The sequence below is a fragment of the Halobacteriovorax sp. GB3 genome, from assembly GCF_028649655.1.
Taxonomy (GTDB): domain Bacteria; phylum Bdellovibrionota; class Bacteriovoracia; order Bacteriovoracales; family Bacteriovoracaceae; genus BSW11-IV.
The window spans coordinates 1,098,605-1,115,994 of sequence record NZ_JAQSLN010000003.1 but is presented as its reverse complement, the minus strand read 5'-3'; the positions used below and the strand labels follow the sequence as shown (position 1 = coordinate 1,115,994).

The 17,390-nt window shown below is 38.1% G+C and carries 21 protein-coding genes; 13 read left to right on the top strand and 8 right to left on the bottom strand.

All coding sequences use genetic code 11. The annotated features are described in order from the left end of the window. The first annotated feature begins 251 nt into the window (after positions 1-251). Genes HBN50_RS11755 through priA form a run of 3 tightly spaced genes read left to right on the top strand, consistent with a single transcriptional unit; the run spans position 252 to position 4,786 of the window. Positions 252-1,940, top strand: a complete 1,689-nt coding sequence (locus HBN50_RS11755) for a hypothetical protein (protein WP_273870225.1) — start codon at positions 252-254, stop codon at positions 1,938-1,940. A 56-nt stretch (positions 1,941-1,996) separates the two neighbouring features. Beyond that, entirely contained in the window at positions 1,997-2,725 is a 729-nt protein-coding gene (locus tag HBN50_RS11750; RefSeq protein WP_273870224.1) for a DUF6901 family protein, read from the top strand. A 57-nt stretch (positions 2,726-2,782) separates the two neighbouring features. Beyond that, positions 2,783-4,786, top strand: a complete 2,004-nt coding sequence (priA, locus tag HBN50_RS11745; protein WP_273870222.1) for a replication restart helicase PriA — start codon at positions 2,783-2,785, stop codon at positions 4,784-4,786. Here the strand turns inward: priA and dacB are convergent. Next, positions 4,783-6,264, bottom strand: coding sequence for a D-alanyl-D-alanine carboxypeptidase/D-alanyl-D-alanine endopeptidase (dacB, locus tag HBN50_RS11740; RefSeq protein ID WP_273870220.1), 1,482 nt, complete (start codon positions 6,262-6,264; stop codon positions 4,783-4,785). The two genes, priA and dacB, sit on opposite strands and share 4 nt — an antisense overlap. Beyond that, positions 6,197-6,457: a membrane protein insertion efficiency factor YidD gene (gene yidD / locus HBN50_RS11735; protein WP_273870219.1), complete on the bottom strand. Its 261-nt coding sequence runs from the start codon at positions 6,455-6,457 to the stop codon at positions 6,197-6,199. Before yidD ends, dacB begins: the two co-directional genes overlap by 68 nt. Positions 6,458-6,539: 82 nt before the next feature. Here yidD and nth point away from each other — a divergent pair, with 82 nt between their 5' ends. From nth to HBN50_RS11720, 3 genes are read left to right on the top strand one after another with little or no spacing between them, the layout of a single operon-like run. Then, on the top strand, positions 6,540-7,193 hold the full coding sequence (gene nth, locus HBN50_RS11730; RefSeq protein ID WP_273870218.1) for an endonuclease III: 654 nt from the start codon (positions 6,540-6,542) through the stop codon (positions 7,191-7,193). An 8-nt stretch (positions 7,194-7,201) separates the two neighbouring features. Continuing rightward, positions 7,202-7,873, top strand: a complete 672-nt coding sequence (locus tag HBN50_RS11725) for an alpha/beta hydrolase (protein WP_273870217.1) — start codon at positions 7,202-7,204, stop codon at positions 7,871-7,873. Positions 7,874-7,885: 12 nt separating this feature from the next. After that, positions 7,886-8,680, top strand: a complete 795-nt coding sequence (locus tag HBN50_RS11720) for a DUF2797 domain-containing protein (protein WP_443135174.1) — start codon at positions 7,886-7,888, stop codon at positions 8,678-8,680. 1 nt (position 8,681) lies between these two features. Here HBN50_RS11720 and HBN50_RS11715 read toward each other — a convergent pair whose 3' ends face one another. Both HBN50_RS11715 and HBN50_RS11710 read right to left on the bottom strand, forming a co-directional pair. Continuing rightward, entirely contained in the window at positions 8,682-8,939 is a 258-nt protein-coding gene (locus HBN50_RS11715) for a hypothetical protein (protein ID WP_273870213.1), read from the bottom strand. A gap of 48 nt (positions 8,940-8,987) precedes the next feature. Further along, entirely contained in the window at positions 8,988-9,638 is a 651-nt protein-coding gene (locus HBN50_RS11710; protein ID WP_273870210.1) for a response regulator, read from the bottom strand. Positions 9,639-9,715: 77 nt separating this feature from the next. On the opposite strand from HBN50_RS11710, the gene HBN50_RS11705 reads away from it, so the two are divergent. Then, positions 9,716-10,171: a DUF4442 domain-containing protein gene (locus tag HBN50_RS11705; RefSeq protein WP_273870209.1), complete on the top strand. Its 456-nt coding sequence runs from the start codon at positions 9,716-9,718 to the stop codon at positions 10,169-10,171. On the opposite strand, the gene HBN50_RS11700 is transcribed toward HBN50_RS11705, so the two are convergent. Then, positions 10,155-10,541 carry a hypothetical protein gene (locus tag HBN50_RS11700; RefSeq protein WP_273870207.1) on the bottom strand — a complete coding sequence of 129 codons (387 nt, stop codon included), beginning with the start codon at positions 10,539-10,541 and terminating at the stop codon, positions 10,155-10,157. The genes HBN50_RS11705 and HBN50_RS11700 overlap by 17 nt on opposite strands. Before the next feature lie 111 nt (positions 10,542-10,652). On the opposite strand from HBN50_RS11700, the gene HBN50_RS11695 reads away from it, so the two are divergent. After that, positions 10,653-11,513 carry an alpha/beta fold hydrolase gene (locus HBN50_RS11695; RefSeq protein ID WP_273870205.1) on the top strand — a complete coding sequence of 287 codons (861 nt, stop codon included), beginning with the start codon at positions 10,653-10,655 and terminating at the stop codon, positions 11,511-11,513. Here the strand turns inward: HBN50_RS11695 and HBN50_RS11690 are convergent. Next, a complete protein-coding gene (locus HBN50_RS11690; RefSeq protein ID WP_273870204.1) occupies positions 11,510-12,157 on the bottom strand; it encodes a type 1 glutamine amidotransferase in 648 nt (215 codons plus the stop codon). The two genes, HBN50_RS11695 and HBN50_RS11690, sit on opposite strands and share 4 nt — an antisense overlap. On the opposite strand from HBN50_RS11690, the gene HBN50_RS11685 reads away from it, so the two are divergent. The 3 genes from HBN50_RS11685 to HBN50_RS11675 all read left to right on the top strand — a co-directional run bounded on the left by HBN50_RS11685 (position 12,156) and on the right by HBN50_RS11675 (position 14,371). Continuing rightward, a complete protein-coding gene (locus tag HBN50_RS11685; RefSeq protein WP_273870202.1) occupies positions 12,156-12,617 on the top strand; it encodes a methylated-DNA--[protein]-cysteine S-methyltransferase in 462 nt (153 codons plus the stop codon). The genes HBN50_RS11690 and HBN50_RS11685 overlap by 2 nt on opposite strands. 79 nt (positions 12,618-12,696) lie before the next feature. After that, positions 12,697-13,815, top strand: a complete 1,119-nt coding sequence (locus tag HBN50_RS11680; RefSeq protein WP_273870200.1) for a trypsin-like serine peptidase — start codon at positions 12,697-12,699, stop codon at positions 13,813-13,815. A 136-nt stretch (positions 13,816-13,951) separates the two neighbouring features. Continuing rightward, positions 13,952-14,371: a hypothetical protein gene (locus HBN50_RS11675; protein WP_273870199.1), complete on the top strand. Its 420-nt coding sequence runs from the start codon at positions 13,952-13,954 to the stop codon at positions 14,369-14,371. On the opposite strand, the gene HBN50_RS11670 is transcribed toward HBN50_RS11675, so the two are convergent. Both HBN50_RS11670 and HBN50_RS11665 read right to left on the bottom strand, forming a co-directional pair. Then, the gene (locus HBN50_RS11670; protein ID WP_273870196.1) at positions 14,368-14,580 is read right to left on the bottom strand and encodes a hypothetical protein; all 213 of its coding nucleotides are present in this window, start codon (positions 14,578-14,580) and stop codon (positions 14,368-14,370) included. The two genes, HBN50_RS11675 and HBN50_RS11670, sit on opposite strands and share 4 nt — an antisense overlap. 182 nt (positions 14,581-14,762) lie before the next feature. Then, positions 14,763-16,019: a M48 family metallopeptidase gene (locus HBN50_RS11665; RefSeq protein WP_273870193.1), complete on the bottom strand. Its 1,257-nt coding sequence runs from the start codon at positions 16,017-16,019 to the stop codon at positions 14,763-14,765. 92 nt (positions 16,020-16,111) lie between these two features. On the opposite strand from HBN50_RS11665, the gene HBN50_RS11660 reads away from it, so the two are divergent. Then, entirely contained in the window at positions 16,112-16,891 is a 780-nt protein-coding gene (locus tag HBN50_RS11660) for a hydroxyacylglutathione hydrolase (protein WP_273870192.1), read from the top strand. A gap of 16 nt (positions 16,892-16,907) precedes the next feature. Next, the gene (gene bcp, locus HBN50_RS11655) at positions 16,908-17,384 is read left to right on the top strand and encodes a thioredoxin-dependent thiol peroxidase (protein ID WP_273870190.1); all 477 of its coding nucleotides are present in this window, start codon (positions 16,908-16,910) and stop codon (positions 17,382-17,384) included. Positions 17,385-17,390 lie beyond the last annotated feature (6 nt).

Here is a 17,390-nt window from a genome sequence, read left to right as displayed (position 1 = left end):
TTTTGTTTTTGACAAGTATCTCGGCCACTTTTGAAAAGAAGGTCATTCTTCATAAATGTGATTGTTCTTAAATAGACCTTAACTATTAAGCATTTAAAACTCTAAAAAAACCACTCATTCAAATGAGAGATAAAATGAATGAAGAGGTTTTTATGACAATTAAGTCCCTTTATTCATGGCCTTTGCTACTCTTGATATTGGTCTTGAGCTCTCTTTGTAGCTCTTGTGGAAAGTCGAGCGGAGGGTCTTCCGTGACTTTGCTTGTTAGTGGAATTAAAACGACAGGGCCATCAAGTCATGTGCAGGGAGGAATTTATCTTTTAGGAAGACGAATCGATGACTTTCAAGATATTGCGGTAGGACTTAAGCTCGATGGAACTGATTATATTCTAGAATTAGAAAAGGGGACGTGGGAATTTGCGGCAGTGGGTTGGGAAGGTGGTGAAACGGGAAACTTAACAGGAAGGGCCAGATGTGCTTATACCGGCTTTGTTAATCTTCTCTCGGATAATGAAACCGTTTCAATTAATCTCTCAACAAGTAAGTGTGCAGAAGTCATCTCTACAAATGAGCGATTTAGCAATTCTAGCGACATCTCTCCAGCAGGCCTTGGCTTTAAAACGGTAAATTTCTATTCTTGTTTAGACCTCTCTAGTCCAACAAGTTTAAGTTCAAGTGATTGTGCTGGTTATGCTCACAATGGTCAAAATCTTGGACTCACGCGTTCTTATATTATTTCTTATGGTGGGAATCTGAGAACGGGAAGTTCTAATCAATCTCTTCCTGGAATAAGTTCTCGCTGTATCGACATTGAAAGTAACTCGGCCCTTAGAATTCCAACCGGCTTTAATGGTGATGCTTTTATTGAACCATTTCTAACAGCATTCTCTGAACCTAATTGCCAAGGAAGCGGCGTTGGTTATTTTTTTAAAGACGGGCTTAGAGTCAATAGTACGACAGTTAATAAAAGGTCCTATTTTCTCGCCTCTGACTATATCAACACATCTGATATTTCTGTCTTTTTTGAGCACAATGAGTTAACTAGTTCTATTCAAGCACCTCTTTATGGAAATGGAATTCTCGGTAATTTGGTAACGAGCCTAACTCTCGATTCAAGTTATTCTCTTCCGGTATCTGGTGTTCTTGCCAGTAACTCTTTTGCTTATACAACTTCTTTTGGTAGCCAGATAAATAACTATGATGAAGTCATGATTCATGTGAGTGTTGATGATGGAACTTGTGGGAGCGGGTATGGTTCGGGACGCTATGAATTTGCTAGAGTAAAATCCAAGAGTGCATCTTCTATTACTTTTTTTAAATCTCTTACGAGCTTGTTTGGAACAAGTTCTCTGCCATCTCCTGGAACGGGCTGCCGCATCCAAGTTGTTAAAGTTTTAAATTATGACAACATTACTTTAAATGATTCTAGTTCAATTAAACCGATGGCCTTTAGTGAAGCAGATAAACATGGTGGGATACTCGCGCTTAGAGTTCGAAATATTCTCTCCCTTCAAGAGGGAACAACATCTGCTCATTTAAGTGCAAATCAATATGGTATGACGAGTACTTATTCAAAGGCCCAGTGTCCAGCAAATACAAAGTGTGCTCCTCTTGGAAATGGGGATGGAACAAATAAGGGAGGTGGATTCATTTCACTTTTTGCAAGGAACTTACAGGCACAAGAAGTAAGTGCTTCAACGAGTAATACCGCCATTGATGCAGGCGGATTATCTGGAACAGAAAATGGGCATATTCACTATGTCGTGAGAAATATCACAACATCTGGAACTCTTGGGCTCAAGATTCATCTTGATGCTGGCGCGACAAATGGCCTTATCTTTGGACGCTATTGTCAACTCACTGAAATTAATGGAGGACTCACGGTAGATCCTGGTGCGGGATCACAAAATATTCAGCAAGTTAGCGACATCTGCTTTTAGATCGAATTAAATTTAAATTAAGGTCTTTTACTCTAGAGCTTTTTTATAATAGAGGTATGACAGATCCTATTATTAATTACGACTATTTTCTGAAATTCAAAAACGGTGAGACCTTTGAAAAAAAAGTCTCACTCAATAAACACTCAGGTGAGTTGATCTCTAAAACCTCGGCACCCATTGAACATGAGGAAATAGCAAAATTAGAAAATCACCAATGTGAAAATTGCCCTTACTCAAGTGAGGATTTTAAGAATTGTCCTGTCTTCGAAAATATTCTTCCCGTTCTCACTCTGTTTAAAAGCCACGAGTCAACTGAGGAAGTTGAGGCCATGGTGCGAGATCGTAATCGTACGTATCACAAGAGGACTCCACTTAGTGTTGCCTTGGCATCCCTTGTCGGTCTTATTATGGCCACAAGTGAATGTGAGCATTTTGACTTTTTAAAACCGATGGCCAAAACTCATCTGCCTTTCTCTGATGCTGAGGAGACCTTGATTCGCTCTGTTGGCTTCTATCTTATGGATCGCTATTTATGTGGCTCTTCAGAAGTGGCGAGCCTTAAAGATTTAAAAAAATCGTATGATCAATTGAGTGTCGTCAATCAAGGAATACTAGAGCGTATTAAAGATTTAAAGGGAGAAATGAAGCCTGATTCATCGGAGTCACTTCATATTCTTGAGAGCTTCATCCAGATGTTTGAAGTTGAATATGAAATTAATTTAGAAGACTTGAAAACATACTTCCACAAGAGTGATAATTTCTTTGATTTTGAAATTGATGATTAAAATGCACTCCGTGTCATGGGTTTGTTTCTGTTAAAATGAACTGAACCTAAGGAAGTTATGTTATACGCTCGTGTCGCAGTAAAGTACCCTGGTAAAGAAGGGATTCTCACATATTCACAAGGAGAGTTTGAACTCCAAACTGGAGATCTCGTCTCAGTACCTCTTGGAAGAAGAGAAACTCAAGGCTGTGTTCTCGAAGCAAACCTAGCACATGAGCAAGTTCAAAAAGAAATTGAAGGCTTTAAAATAAAAGATGTGGTTGAGCTCTTTGATCGAGACCTCTCTCTTAGTGTGTCTGAAATTTCCCTCTATCGATGGATGGCCAAGTACTATCATTACAATCTGGGAATGATCATTTTTGAATCCCTTCCAAAGATCTTAAAGAGACCAAGGAAAATTGAACTTCAAAGGGGAGAGGGAAGGGCCTTAGAACATCAGATGAGCTCTCTCCAACAAGCGGCCTATGATTCCATATCTAAACGTGGAGATCATTTTGATCGCTATTATATTCATGGAGTAACAGGAAGTGGTAAAACGCTTATATACCTGAATCTCATTCGTGATACGCTCTCTAAGGGAAAATCTGTCCTCTTTCTCTTACCTGAAATTAACCTGACTCCTCAGTTTACGGAAACTTTTCTAAACTTCGTAGATTGCCCAGTACTTGCCTATCATAGCGGTGTTTCAAACTCTGAAAAATTCACGATTTGGAAAAAACTCAAAGAGGCCGATGGTCCCGTGATTGTTATGGGTGTACGTAGTTCTGTGTTTTTACCGATGAAAGATTTAGGTCTTGTCGTTGTAGATGAAGAGCATGATAACTCCTTTAAACAAAGTGATCGTTGTCCTTATAATGGGCGTGATGTGGCCATAAAGAAAGCTCAAATAGCCAATTGTCCCGTCATATTAGGATCGGCGACACCATCAGTTGAAAATTATCATGCTTTCAAACAAACTGATCGCTACTTTACATTAAAAGAAAGAGTCGCCGGTAGCTTTCCTGAAATCGAACTTCTCGATGCGAGAAGGGGAGGAAGAAAGATTACTGAAGGAGAACTTGATATATGGCCTTTTGAGCAAAAATCAATTGATCTCATTCAGGGAGCACTCGATAGTGGTGAGCAAGTTCTCGTTTTCGTCAATAGACTTGGATTTGCAAATTATGTTCAGTGTCGCTCGTGCGGCCATAAGTTTGAAGACCCTAATACAGGTGTGGCCCTCAGATATTTTAAAAATAGAAACGTTCTTTCTTCGGCCCATAGTGAATATGAAATTCCTATGCCTGAGATGTGTCCTGATTGTGGAAATATGAGCTTACTTCAAAAGGGATATGGAACTGAGAGGTTACAAGAAGTTCTCGAAGCGCGATTTTCTGATCGTCGCATCGATCGATTTGATCGAGATGAAATTAAAAATCTCGATCAATTAAAAGATAAGTTAGACCGCTTTCACTCTGGAGATATCGATATTCTCGTAGGAACGCAAATGCTATCAAAAGGCCATAACTTTTCAAAAGTTAACCTCGTTCTTATTTTAGGTGTTGATAGCATGATGAACTTCCCTGACTTTAGGGCCATTGAAAAGACTTACCAAACGATTACACAAATTCTTGGACGTGCCGGACGCTATTCGAAAAAAGCTAAGGTGGCCATTCAAACACTTGTTCCTGAAAATGGAATCTTTCATACAATTAAGGAACATTCTTTTGATGGCTTTTATGAGGATGAAATGCAAATTAGAGAATTTGCCGAATTTCCTCCTTATTCAAAACTCGCTGTCATTCACTTCTCTTCTAGATTTAGAGAAAAAGTTGTCCAAAACTCAATGGCCGTTGCACGAGCACTCGAAGATTTTATTTCAAAAAATTCACTAGACGTTCAAGTTTTAGGCCCTGCACCAGCAAGTATTGAAAAAAGGGCCAACCAATATACTTGGACTATTCTTTTGAAAGGGAAGAATGTTAATCATTTACACGGACTTCTCAATTTCTTTGAGTCGCAATATATCCGTGTTTCAGGCATATCTTATAAAATAGATGTCGATCCCTACCACACTCTTTAATAATGACTCCACTGCTCGATAAGGGCGTCTATTACTTCATCAGTTTGGTGGTTCCATTTTTTTGAATCTAGGCGAATTGAATTAACGTAGTCATTATTTTCACTTTCAAGAATTTTTCTCTTTTTAAAATCATTGATGAAAATTGTATAACTTAGATTTTTACCTGTGTTAGTTGTAAGTACACCAGCAATATTATTAACATAATCAAGAGAACCTGTTTTTGCCCAAACGCGATAAGATGTATCTTTGCTGTTAAATCTCTTTCGAATCCATCCATTGTGGCCAGATAGAGAGAGAAGGGAGTGAAAGTAAGAATCAGAGAATTTTGTCTTCGCTGTATGGGCGATAAATTTCGAGAGAAACTCTGGCGTCAGTTGATTCGTAACACTAAGCCCAGAACCATTGGCCAGGCGAACTTGTTTCCAGTCGAGTTCTTTCAAGTTTTTCTCATACCAGCTTTTCATCTCAATCGCAGCTTGCTCAATCGAATTGACTTTCTTGTTAAGAGATTGAGCCGCTTTAATCAACAAGGACTCTGTAATGAGATTATTAGAATATTCCATCGCTAATTTAGAAAGCTCCAGATGTGTTTGGCTTTTGTGCGTATAGATTGATTTTAGGCCACTTTTATTTGTTATGAGAGGGGCCTTCAAATCAAGTCCGTGAAATTTTGCAACAGTTTTAAAGACATTGGCACTAAAAAGACTAGGGTGACGAATAGGGATTTCTTCAAGATAGGAATAGTTTTTTAATGTTGTGACTGACCAGGTCTCTTTGCCTTCTTTTAGTCCTTCATAACGAAATGTTCTTCCTGGTGTAAAGGTCTTGTAGTCTTTTACTATTTGTAGAGAGTCGACAGGCGGAATGATTTCAAAATCAGCTTTTGCTGTATATTTTGAATTGACCCTTCTGATTTGAAAGCGATTAAAGTCAATATTCAAGCTTCCTAGCCCTGGGTTGTAAGTTTGATCATCGAGTCCAAAGTCGGAGAGACGCTGTATTTCTGGGAAGCTATTGGAGACGAAATAGAAGTTACCATCGACTTTTGTAATTCCCTTGTCTCTTAAAGCATACATAAAATTGATGAGATCTCCACTAATGAGCATCGGATCGCCACTACCTTCTAGATAGAGGTTGCCTTTTAAAACGCCCTTTTGAATTTGACCATCATAAGAAAGACTTGTTTGGTAGCGACTATTCGGTCCTAAAACCCTTAGTGCAAAATAAATGGAGAGGATCTTATTAAGAGATGCGGGTGTAAATTCTGTTTTAGAGTGTGCTGTATCTAGGAATTTTTTATTTTTAATATCGTAAAGAGCGTAGCCGAGTTGATTCTTTTGAAGTCCTTTTTCCTTAATAACTTTTTGAAGAAGAGTCCCGCCTCTGGCCTCTAGTTCCTGAGCAAGTGAATTACTGTTTAGAATTAGAGGAATGAGTGCAAGAGCAATCTTTATTGTGTTTTTTTGGAATAGGATCATATCCGCCCTCGTGAAATGGATGACACTTAAGTATTCGAGTTAACGAATAGTATAAGGCCCAATACCAAGGAAGGGTAGTGAAACATTGTTTGGCATAATTAGAGCAAGTTGGATGGAAGCGGCACCTCGGTCCAAGAAGAGGAGAGATAAAGTATTGATAAAATTTAATGAGGAGCAGGGCCAAGCTTTTCATAGGGCAACCATACGAAGGATTTTGACTTGCGTCAATTACAAATGGTTCAAAATTTGTTAAATGTAGCCCTTAGGAGAAAACTATGAAAAAACTAGAGAGAGTTGCTTATATTCACGAGCGTCTGGATGACTTATTTCCTGAGACTCCAGTTCCGCTAGACCACACAAATGCTTTCACTTTACTCATTGCTGTTTTGCTTTCAGCTCAATGTACAGATGAGAGAGTGAATAAAGTGACGCCAAATCTCTTTAAACACGCTGACAATCCTTTTGATATGGTTAAGCTATCAATTGAAGAAATTGAGGCGATTGTAAAGCCATGTGGGCTTGCTCCTAGGAAGGCAAAAGCGATTTGGAATCTTTCTCAAATTCTTATTGATAAGCACAACGGTGAAGTCCCTGCAAGCTTTGAGCATTTAGAGGAGCTTCCTGGGGTTGGTCATAAAACAGCTGGTGTTGTTATGGCCCAGGCCTTCGATGTTCCGGCCTTTCCTGTTGATACACATATTCACCGTCTGGCACAGCAGTGGCAATTAACAAGTGGAAAAAATGTAGAGCAGACCGAGAAAGATCTTAAAAGACTTTTTCCAAAGGAAGCGTGGAATCGACTTCACTTACAAATTATTTTCTTTGGAAGAAAATTCTGTAGTGCTCGTCAGTGTGATGGCCTTCAGTGTGAACTTTGCCAAACTTGTTTTCCCGATAGAAAGCGACCAAGAAAGTATAAAAAGGCTTAATTATGGAAATGAAAAGAATAGCAGATATTGATTGTTTAGTAGAAAAAGGTTCGTCAAAAAAGGCTATCGTTGTTCTTCATGGCTATGGAGCAAGTTGCCAGGATTTAGCGCCTATTGGCAATTATATTGATCCAGATCAAGAGTATCATTGGTACTTTTTAGATGCTCCTTTATCGGTGGATTTGGGATATGGAATGCAGGGCAGAGCATGGTTTCCTATTGATATGATTGGCTTGCAACAGGCGATTATGAGTGGGCACTTTGCTAGTTTTTTTAAAGAGCTCCCTGAGGGATTTGATCTTTCAACTCATAAAGTAAAGAACTTTTTACAAACAATTGAGGACGAGTTTGATGAAATCTTACTTGGAGGTTTTTCACAAGGCTCGATGATAAGTTCTAATGTTGCCTTTTCAAATGAAGGTCTTGTTTCTAAATTGTTTTTACTTTCAAGTACTTTTGTTAATGAGACTCATTGGAGAGATCTACTTTCAAAGGGAATTAAATTACCAATCTTTCAAAGTCATGGAACAGCTGATCCGGTACTTCCTGTCAGTGAAGCGCAAAGGCTTCGAGATTTTCTAAAAGAAAATGATCAATTTCATGAGTACTATGAGTTTCAAGGCGGGCATGAGATCCCAATGCCAATTTTAAATAAACTTCAGAGCTTTTTAAAAGGGTAAGAGATGATTCAAATGGAAGGTAATATTTTAAAGATGAAGAGCTCTCTTGAAGAGGTCGTTCAATACTCTCTACCACTTGGAGATGAGCTATTGGAGATGAACCCTTTAATAGGTAAAAAAGTGAAGATTACTTTCGAGGGGCGTATTAATGATATCTATAATGGTGAGTTAATTAAAAAGTCCTATGGCCAAGGGTTTTCATATAAATCGTTTATTACTCTTGCACGTTGTGATTCCTGTATTGTAAAGCCCGAGCTTTGTCATTACGAGGAGGGGACTTGTCGTGAGCCAAAGTGGGGAGAAGAGAATTGTCTTATTCCGCACTATATTTATCTCTCTGTAACTGATCAAATGAAAGTGGGGATCACTCGTCACACTCAATTGCCTACAAGATGGATCGATCAAGGGGCGAGTTATGCCCTTCCTATAGCTGAAGTTTCTACGAGAAAGATTTCAGGTCTGATTGAAACGGAAATTAAGTCGATCATGAGTGATAAAACAAATTGGCGAAAGATGCTAAAAAACGAAGTGCCAGAGATTGATCTCTATGAAGAAAGAGAGAGAGTCTTTGAGCAATTTGGCGACCTCTTTGATGAGTTTGATGCTCTCGATTTGGATGATGACCTAACTGAAATTAAGTACCCTGTTTTAGAATATCCAGAAAAAGTAACTTCGATGTCACTTGATAAAAAGCCTATTGTTGAAGGGACTCTTATGGGGATCAAAGGGCAGTACCTGATTTTTGATAACGGTGTTATCAATATGAGAAAACATCAAGGTTATTATATTAAGATAGAGGCAAATTAAATTATTGCCTCGTTTCTTTTTTTATAATGAGCTGCTCAATTTCGCTAATTTTTATATCTTTTGCATGTTGAGTACTGAGAGATTTCTTTAAAAGAGCTAACTCAATTCCATTAGAAATGAGAGCGAGATTTTTCTCATTGTGACGGCAATTAGGACACATGGCCATGTGTAGTTTAGTCATTAAACGCGATAGAGGACCCTTCTTTTCAATTCCTCTCATTTTTCTCATCGTTAATTGTTTACATGTTGGCATAAGCATAGATCACCTCAAGTTCGCTGATAGTATACTTATCTTTTGAATTCAAAGCTAGGTCTTTAAATGATCTGTATTGTGGGATTTATCATCGATAAGGGCTCCCTTACAAAGTTCGTTGAATTGTTTCTCTGAAATTTCACTAACTTCTCTAACGATAGAAGTGATTTCATTAAGTTTATTTATGATCTGTGAACATTGCTCTAAATTTTGTTCATTGATTGAACGCTCGAGCTGCTTTCTGGCAACAGAAAGTGGTTCTTTAATTCTTCCGTTATAAGTCGAGATGATTCGATTGATCGTTTGGATCTCACGCTTTTTAAGATTGAGCATATAAAGCTCCCTAATCTTTAAAAGGGATTGAACTCGCGCTCTTAGAACTTCTTTATTAATAGGTTTAATTAAGTAGTCATTGGCCCCTAATCTCAAATAGTGGATGATCGTTTCATCTTCCATGGTGGAGGTTCCAACAATGATGGGGAGTTCATTCTTATCAAAGCTTTCACGTATTTTAGGGATCAGCTCTTTTCCATTTTGTCCTGGTAATTTGTCATCAATAATAATGAGATCAATGGGAAATTGTTCTATGGCCATAAAGGCCGAGCCACCATCTTCAGCATGGAGAATTGTCATTTGATCAGTGATAAAAATGTGTTCGACGCTCTTTCTAAAATCAAGATCGTCATCGATGATTAGGACTTTCATTATTTAATATTATGAAAGAGAATGGGAAAGAAATATTTTAATTAATTCTCAAGAGAACGTACCTTTAAGGGGTTAGATTGAAAAAGTTAATATCTAAGAAAATGCTCTACCGATTTATTAATTTTTACCCACCTTTCATTGGCGCAGGGGTCAAGGTTAGGGTTTTAAATGATGAGTGTTCAGAATTAGAGGTGAGCATGAAGCTCACTCGTTTTAATAAAAATTACGTCGGTACTCACTTTGGTGGGTCTTTATATTCTATGTGTGATCCCTTTTATATGCTCATTCTAATGCAGCACTTGGGGCGAGATTATCTTGTTTGGGACAAGAGTGCCTCGATTGATTTTAGGCGCCCTGGTAGAACAAAAGTGAAGGCCCATTTCAAAATAAGTAAAGATAGAATCAAAAGTATAATTGATGAAGTGAATGAGCTCGGAAAGTGCGAACCCATTTTCAATGTCGATGTTTTAGATGAAAACGATAAACTCGTTGCGACTATCGAGAAGAAGCTTTGGGTTAAGAAGAAGTCTTAGGTCCAAGATGAACTTGAACGCTATATTTCTTAGAAAGCTTTTCTAAAATGCCCTCAATTTTTGTTCTACTGACCATTACGTCTAGAATTGAAAAGCGATTGGCCATAGGAACATTGCATTTTTCTTCGCAAACAACATCTGAAGTACAAAGCTGAATTTTTGTGATGGCCTCTTTATTTTGAAAATTAGAGTACCATCTGAAAAATTCTTCGAGCTTCTTTGTGAGTTCCTCTAGAAAATGAGGATCATCAATATCATCAAGGTTGTAATAGAATCTTCCCGCATCCATTTGCTTATCATTAAGAATAACGTGAACCACGCCACTTGCACTAAAATTGAGAGTGTTGTTCATACACACCGGGCAATACATAGAGAATCCTTTTGTTGTTAATGTCTTATCGGATTTTTTTTTACGAATATTAGTTTCCTCTAAAATCTTTATTCTCTCCATGCTATTCTAATACTAATTGAGGTGAAATTTATGAAAGCTGAATATCAAACGTTGTGCTTAAGAGATGGAACAGACCTCCATCTTAAGGTTAAGGAAGTTGGTAGTCCAATATGGATCGTTGCCACACATGGAATAGGGGAGCATTTAGAAAGACATAGTTATTTAACGAAGCTCTTTGGAAGTGACTTCAATATTTGCCAATACGATCTTCGAGGACATGGAAAAAGTGGTGGAGAAGGCGCTTATGTCGACTCTTTTGAGCACTTCTATGAAGACCTAGAAGAAGTGATCCTCTATTTGCAGTCAAAGTATAAGATGTCTCGCTACATTCTTTTTGGTCACTCTATGGGTGCCCTCATTACATCAGGATTTTTACAAGAACGTTTAAGTAACGTTACAAATCCTGAATTAGTTTACTTAAATGCTCCACCAATAGGAATGCCTGGGCCAATGGGAGATGTCTTAGATCTCGCACCAAAGTCACTCTTTAGACAGTTGGTAAAGTTGCCTCTATCTCTTAAACTTGGTGGTTTAGTTGATTTGAGTTTTCTCTCTCATAATATCCAAGTTAAAGACGACTATATTCACGATGAACTCAATCATGTGAAACTTCATTCTAAACTTCTTTTAGAGCTTGTGAAGGCCTCGAAGTATGTCTATTCAAGACCTTTACGAGTCGATTTTAAGGCCTATTGCAGCTATGGTTCAGAAGATAAGGTTGTTGGAGTTGAGGCCATTGAGAATTACTTTAAACACACTGAGAAGGGATTTAAAGTGAAGTGCTTCGAAGGTGCTTACCACGAGATTCACAATGAGATTGATAAATTTAAAAGACCTTACTTCAAATATTTAAAAGAAGTCTTTCATAGCTGTCTCTATCCTGATTCTTAAAGTTCTATAAAACGTCTAATAATCTCAAGGCCATCTTCTTGGGCCTTGAGAATTTCTTGTTCTTTTATTATTTTGACCTGTCTTTGAATGAACGCCATGGAAGCTTCTGGGTGACCTTGGAAACTATAGTAGGGAAGGGCCTTGTGGGCCAATGCTTCATAGTGACAGGATTTTGATGTTGCAAGGTGAATAAAATCTTTTGGCAACACTGTAACTTCATAGCTATGAGTGATAACGGTTTTGAAACTTTCTCCTTTTTGAAAAAGGGGAGTATCACTGAGAATTTCAAATTGGCGGGTTCCATTTTGAGGTAGGTTATTATCGCTGATTGAGCTGACTTGTCCACCAAAGCGATCGGCCATTAGCTGGTGACCAAAGCAGATTCCAAGAAAGGCATGGCCCTCTTTTATTTTTTCATAGGAAAAGTCGGCCAATTCTATTTGCCAAGGCAGACGATCTTCAACATTTGATAAAGAACCGAGAATAATGGCCTTGTTAAAGTCACATTTTTTTAACGACTCCATTCCATAGAGAGAGGGAAGATGATATGTAAATGGCATATCAAAGTAATCAACCAGTCTGTTAAAGCATTGATGGGCGGGCGTTTGAATTGAGCAATCAATTATAGCAATAGGTTTAGTCATGGAAACATTCCTCTCTACTCCAATAGGAGTACTTAGAATAATCGCAAATGAATCGGCTTTACAAGCTGTAGAATTTCAAAAATCGATGCCTAAGAACTTTGAGGAAGACCTAGAAAACAATGTCATATTAAAAAAGGCGAAGACTCAGCTTACAGAGTATTTTGAAGGAAAGAGAAAGAGCTTTGATTTACCGCTTGATCTCTCTAGGGGGAGCGAGTTTCAACAAAAAGTTTGGAGAGGGCTTTTAGAGATCCCTTTTGGTGAAACCAGAACTTATGGTCAGCTTGCAAAGGCGATTGGAAATCCAAAGGGGCAAAGGGCCGTCGGTGGGGCCAATAATAAAAACCCTCTACCTATTATCGTCCCTTGTCACCGAGTTGTTGCAAAGAACTCAATTGGTGGCTTTGCGCTTGGACAAAATGTTAAGATCTGGCTTCTAAGTCGTGAAAAAAATGCATGATGGCCTGTACAAAATCCTAGAATAGTTCATAGTTCTCTGTGTGAGAAAGTCTATTTCAAAACAATATTTTCAGATAGTTATGTTTCTTTTGTGCGTGATTTCGACACCTGCACTCGCTCGTGAGCAGAGGAAAACAGTTATTTATGGCTCTGACACTCGTGTCGAGGCCCTTGAGTCTCATGATCCTATGCTTGTTGATTATAGTTTCTCTGTCGCTGGCCTTGTGCGCGAATATGATCTTTTTCCAGCTCAGGGAAAGGGAAGTTTTGAACTAGAAGAAGACTTGAAAGAAGAGGTTGAAAAGCTTCGCGGAAAAGTCGATCGTGAGACTTATAACTTTCTTCTATCACTTTTAGAAAGTGAAGAAAATGAAGAGCAAAAGAAAGAGGACGAAGAGCAGATCCTTGCTCTTTCAAGACTAAAATCAATTAAAAAGCTTAAAGGGCGTTCTAAAAATTTATTACGTTATTTTCTCTATCGTTTGACTCGTGGAGATTACAATGGTGATGTTTTTAAATTCGATGATAACCAATCTGTAACGAGTGTCTTTAATGCGTGCCCAAATGAAAGGTTTGCCGAGCAAACGGTCTTACCTCAGTGTACGGGATTCCTTGTAAAAGATGATGTTCTTTTAACGGCCGGTCACTGCCTTAAAACGGTAGATGATTGTAGAAACTCTCTGTGGGTATTTGAATACTATAAAGGCGCTAATGCAATCCCTGCTAGAAACGTCTTTAAATGCAAAGAAATCCTTGCTCATAAAGAATCGTTGAAAAAAATCTTCACAAGCAAGTTAACTCTCTCTGTTCGTGATTACACATTGGTTCGTCTCGATCGAAAGGCCAAAGGAAGAAAGCCCTTGAAGATTAGAACTAAGGGAAGAGGCCCTTTAAAAGGTGAGAAGCTCGCCGTTATTGGACATCCTCTTGGGCTTCCTATGAAGATTGCCACAGGTGAAGTGACGAGTTCATTTCACTGGTCATATTTTAAAACGAATTTAGACACTTTCTTTGGAAACTCAGGTTCTCCCGTTATTAATTTGAAAACCGGTGAAGTTGAAGGCCTTCTCTTTGATGGAGAAAATGATTACATAGAAGATAAGAGTGACGATATTTCTTGCCGTAAAACAAATGTTCTTTCCCGTTCTAAGGGAGATGAAAAGGTTTTAAGGATTTCGAAGGTCCCAACTCTTAAGTAATTTTCTCTATCTCGTTGAAATAAGATTCATCATAAAAAGTTCTTAAAAATCTTTTATATTTAGTGACCATTTCCTCAAGTTTATTTGTGAAATACCCGATAGGGTTGGTAGAGTATTAAAATGAGCAACGGAATTTATGAGTGTAGGTAAGCCTAAAAAACATTCAGAGCAGAAAGAAAAGAAGCACGACATGTTCGAGCTAGAGTTTTCTGCGACTCATTTAGTGCATGGAGAAATTGCTGAGAAAGCAAAAGTTGATGCTCCTGTCGCAAAAGAGAATGAAGGTAATGTATTGCCGATAGGTAATGCTGTAGCTGAAGCTCAGTTAAATGAAGCTGAAGTTCGTGCTCAAGTGGCCGAAGCAAAGACTGAGATTGTAGCTCTTTATGCTCAAGAAGCGAAACTATTAGAACAACAGATGGATGTGCTTATTAAAAAAGTTTTCGCACAAAATCCCGAACTAAAGCCGTACTTACTTCGCATGAAAAAGCTACTGGCCGATCATTCCGATATTAAGAAGATTATGGATAAAGACCCTCTTAAAAAATCAGCTTAACCAATAAGAGATTGAAGAATCTCGTCAATTTTATCTTTTCCAGACTTAGGTTTATCTTTTTCACCTTTACCACCTTTTGGCGGATCAGTTGGGAAAGGGTTTTTCTTTTGGCTCGCTAGAATTGTTGTTGAGTGCTCTAGTGTTGTTAGAGTTTGGATAGAAGAACCAGCAAAGAAGGCAAGTAGGATCATCGTTAATGCAAGTTTCATAATTTCCTCATAATAGTTGTGTGTACATTAATGATTAGGGATGAAGGTGAATCCTGTCAAAACGAGATGCATCTCAATTTTTAGTAAAATTACGAGAAATCAAGAGGTTGGCTTTAGTTGTGTAAGAATTTTTCTAAAGTGAAAGAATTTAAAGAAAGAGAGGGCCAAATTGGCCCTCACGATTATTTAAGAAATTTTTCTAGAAATTTAACACGAATGAGTGCTGGTGGGTGAGAGTGATACCAAGCACTGTAAGTTGGATCTGGAGTTAGCGTACTAGCGTTATCTTTATACATTTTAACGAGGGCCGTGATGAGATCCTGAGCGTTAGAGTGGTTGGCAGCAAATTCATCAGCTTCGAATTCATACTTTCTCGATTGAAGTGAACTTAGTGGTGTTAAGAAGAATGTATAGATCCCACTTAGGAGCATAAAGAGAATAAGCCCCATATGAGTTTCCATACTCTTTACACCGTGACCGAGATAAAATTGATCCCAATTCATAAGTTGTCCAAGAACAAAAAAAGCAACAAGTGTCATGACAACGGTTTTTGCGAGCATTTTGATAATATGTTTTTTCTTAAAGTGTCCAAGCTCATGGGCGAGAACAGCTTCAATTTCCTCGGCGTTGAGACTGTTGATCAACGTATCAAAGAAGACAATTCTCTTGTTTTTACCAAAGCCTGTAAAATAGGCATTTCCGTGGCTAGAACGACGAGATCCATCCATGACAAAAAGCCCATTTGATTCAAATTCTGTACGCTTTAGTAACGCTAGAATTTTATCTTTCACTTCTCCCTCTTCGAGTGGTGTGAATTTATTAAAAATTGGAGCGATAAATGTTGGATAGGCCCACATTAATATGAGCTGAATACCAATAAAGAAGGCCCAGGCATAGATCCACCACTGATTCCCAAGCGCGCTCATAATCCATAAAATTCCATAAAGGATAGGGATGAGGATAACTAAGCCGACGAGTGTCGATTTAATGATATCGATAATAAATACTTTCGGTGTCGTTTTATTGAAACCAAATTTTTCCTCTAAAACAAAAGTAGAATAAATACTTTGTGGAAGAGAGAGGAAAAAAGAGATGGCCATAAAGAGAAGAAAGAAGACAACTCCACCTGTGAGTCCTCCCTGTGGATAGATGGCCTTAGTTAGTTGGTTAAGTGATTCCAACCCTCCACCAATCGTCCAAAGAAGAAGGACAATAAATTCAATAAGGTTAAAGAACTTTGAGGCCTTAATTTTTGCAAGACTGTAATCAGCTGCCTTCTGATGATCTTCTAGAGTGATTGAGTCTTTGAACTTCTCAGGCACTTCATTTCTGTGCGTGAGAATATGTTTTTTATTTCTGGCATCAAGATAGGCTTCGATTAAGGCCTTTAAACACAAAAAGATTAAAAAAATCTTAGTGACCAGGTATGTATTGACCATGGAGTTCCTCTTTGTTTTTCTATTGTAGATAAAATAAAACTTTAATAATCATAACTTATAATGATGTCTCCTTGCAAAAGGTCGGTGAAGAAATGAAAGTCCATCAATTTTATACATTTAGTCCCCTTCGAAATTTTTGCTATATTTTAGAGGATTCTAGTGATGAACTTTATGTGATCGACCCTTTCGATGGTGCAGATGTTTTTCAACGATGTGAAAAACTTGGAAAGAAAGTGAAGGCCATTATTAATACGCACGAGCATCACGACCATGTCATGGGCAATGACGAGCTGCAGCGACTTTGTGGCTGTGAAGTTTGGGCCCACGAAAAGGCGCGTGGCAGAATTAAAAATGTTGATAATTATTTAAATGATAATCAAATCTTAAAAACAAAAGGTAATCATTGTGTTAAGGTTCTCTACACTCCAGGGCACACATTGGGTCATCTTTGTCTTCTCGTTTTAAGTGATGAGGGGAAGCAGAGCTCTCTCATTTGTGGTGATACGCTTTTTAATGCTGGAGTGGGAAATTGTCACAATGGCGGAGATCCAAGTGTTCTCTACGAAACATTTCGCGATCATATCTTTACGCTTGATGACCATGTTCTCGTTTATCCTGGGCACGATTATTTAAAGAATAATTTGTTGTTTACTCTCGATAGAGAGCCTGGAAATGAGATGGCCAAAAAGAAACTTGAAGAAGTTCAGGATTTTCCAGACGGTCAATTTGTCGTGACAACGATTGGAGAGGAGAGGGAGATTAATACTTTCTTTCGTTTAAGTAATAGTGAGATAAAGAAAAATCTTAGTGCCCTTGAGTGCAGTGAGAAAGATATTTTTATTAAGTTAAGAGAAAAGAGAAATCATTGGTAATGAAAAGGAGTTTCCTATGAGTTTTCCAAAAGTTGGCAATATGGCGCCGGCATTTACTTTGAAAAACCAAGACGGTGAGAAAGTTTCACTTAAAGATTTTAAAGGTGAGAAAAATGTTGTTCTCTATTTTTATCCAAAAGCGATGACACCAGGGTGTACAGTACAAGCTTGTGGGATTAGAGATACAAAAAAAGAATTTGCTAAACTCGATACAGTTGTTCTTGGTGTCAGCCCAGATGAAGAGAAGCGACTTGTTAAGTTTATCGAAAGAGATGGACTCAACTTTGATCTCCTATCTGATCCAGAACACAAAATTGCAGAGAAGTATGGATCATGGGGCCTTAAGAAATTTATGGGTCGTGAATATATGGGAATTTTAAGAACGACTTTTATCATTGGTAAAGATGGTCGTCTTAAACTTGTTATGGATAAAGTTAAAACAAAGTCGCACCATGATGATGTTATTAATTGGATTAAAGAAAACCTCGAGTAATAAGGA

Coding starts and splice junctions, on each gene's coding strand:
- HBN50_RS11750 (WP_273870224.1), top strand. CDS start 1,997: ATGACAGATCCTATTATTAATTACGACTATTTTCTGAAATTCAAAAAC.
- priA (WP_273870222.1), top strand. CDS start 2,783: ATGTTATACGCTCGTGTCGCAGTAAAGTACCCTGGTAAAGAAGGGATT.
- dacB (WP_273870220.1), bottom strand. CDS start 6,264: ATGATCCTATTCCAAAAAAACACAATAAAGATTGCTCTTGCACTCATT.
- yidD (WP_273870219.1), bottom strand. CDS start 6,457: ATGAAAAGCTTGGCCCTGCTCCTCATTAAATTTTATCAATACTTTATC.
- nth (WP_273870218.1), top strand. CDS start 6,540: ATGAAAAAACTAGAGAGAGTTGCTTATATTCACGAGCGTCTGGATGAC.
- HBN50_RS11725 (WP_273870217.1), top strand. CDS start 7,202: ATGAAAAGAATAGCAGATATTGATTGTTTAGTAGAAAAAGGTTCGTCA.
- HBN50_RS11720 (WP_443135174.1), top strand. CDS start 7,886: ATGGAAGGTAATATTTTAAAGATGAAGAGCTCTCTTGAAGAGGTCGTT.
- HBN50_RS11715 (WP_273870213.1), bottom strand. CDS start 8,939: ATGCTTATGCCAACATGTAAACAATTAACGATGAGAAAAATGAGAGGA.
- HBN50_RS11710 (WP_273870210.1), bottom strand. CDS start 9,638: ATGAAAGTCCTAATCATCGATGACGATCTTGATTTTAGAAAGAGCGTC.
- HBN50_RS11700 (WP_273870207.1), bottom strand. CDS start 10,541: ATGTATTGCCCGGTGTGTATGAACAACACTCTCAATTTTAGTGCAAGT.
- HBN50_RS11695 (WP_273870205.1), top strand. CDS start 10,653: ATGAAAGCTGAATATCAAACGTTGTGCTTAAGAGATGGAACAGACCTC.
- HBN50_RS11685 (WP_273870202.1), top strand. CDS start 12,156: ATGGAAACATTCCTCTCTACTCCAATAGGAGTACTTAGAATAATCGCA.
- HBN50_RS11690 (WP_273870204.1), bottom strand. CDS start 12,157: ATGACTAAACCTATTGCTATAATTGATTGCTCAATTCAAACGCCCGCC.
- HBN50_RS11680 (WP_273870200.1), top strand. CDS start 12,697: ATGTTTCTTTTGTGCGTGATTTCGACACCTGCACTCGCTCGTGAGCAG.
- HBN50_RS11675 (WP_273870199.1), top strand. CDS start 13,952: ATGAGTGTAGGTAAGCCTAAAAAACATTCAGAGCAGAAAGAAAAGAAG.
- HBN50_RS11670 (WP_273870196.1), bottom strand. CDS start 14,580: ATGAAACTTGCATTAACGATGATCCTACTTGCCTTCTTTGCTGGTTCT.
- HBN50_RS11665 (WP_273870193.1), bottom strand. CDS start 16,019: ATGGTCAATACATACCTGGTCACTAAGATTTTTTTAATCTTTTTGTGT.
- HBN50_RS11660 (WP_273870192.1), top strand. CDS start 16,112: ATGAAAGTCCATCAATTTTATACATTTAGTCCCCTTCGAAATTTTTGC.
- bcp (WP_273870190.1), top strand. CDS start 16,908: ATGAGTTTTCCAAAAGTTGGCAATATGGCGCCGGCATTTACTTTGAAA.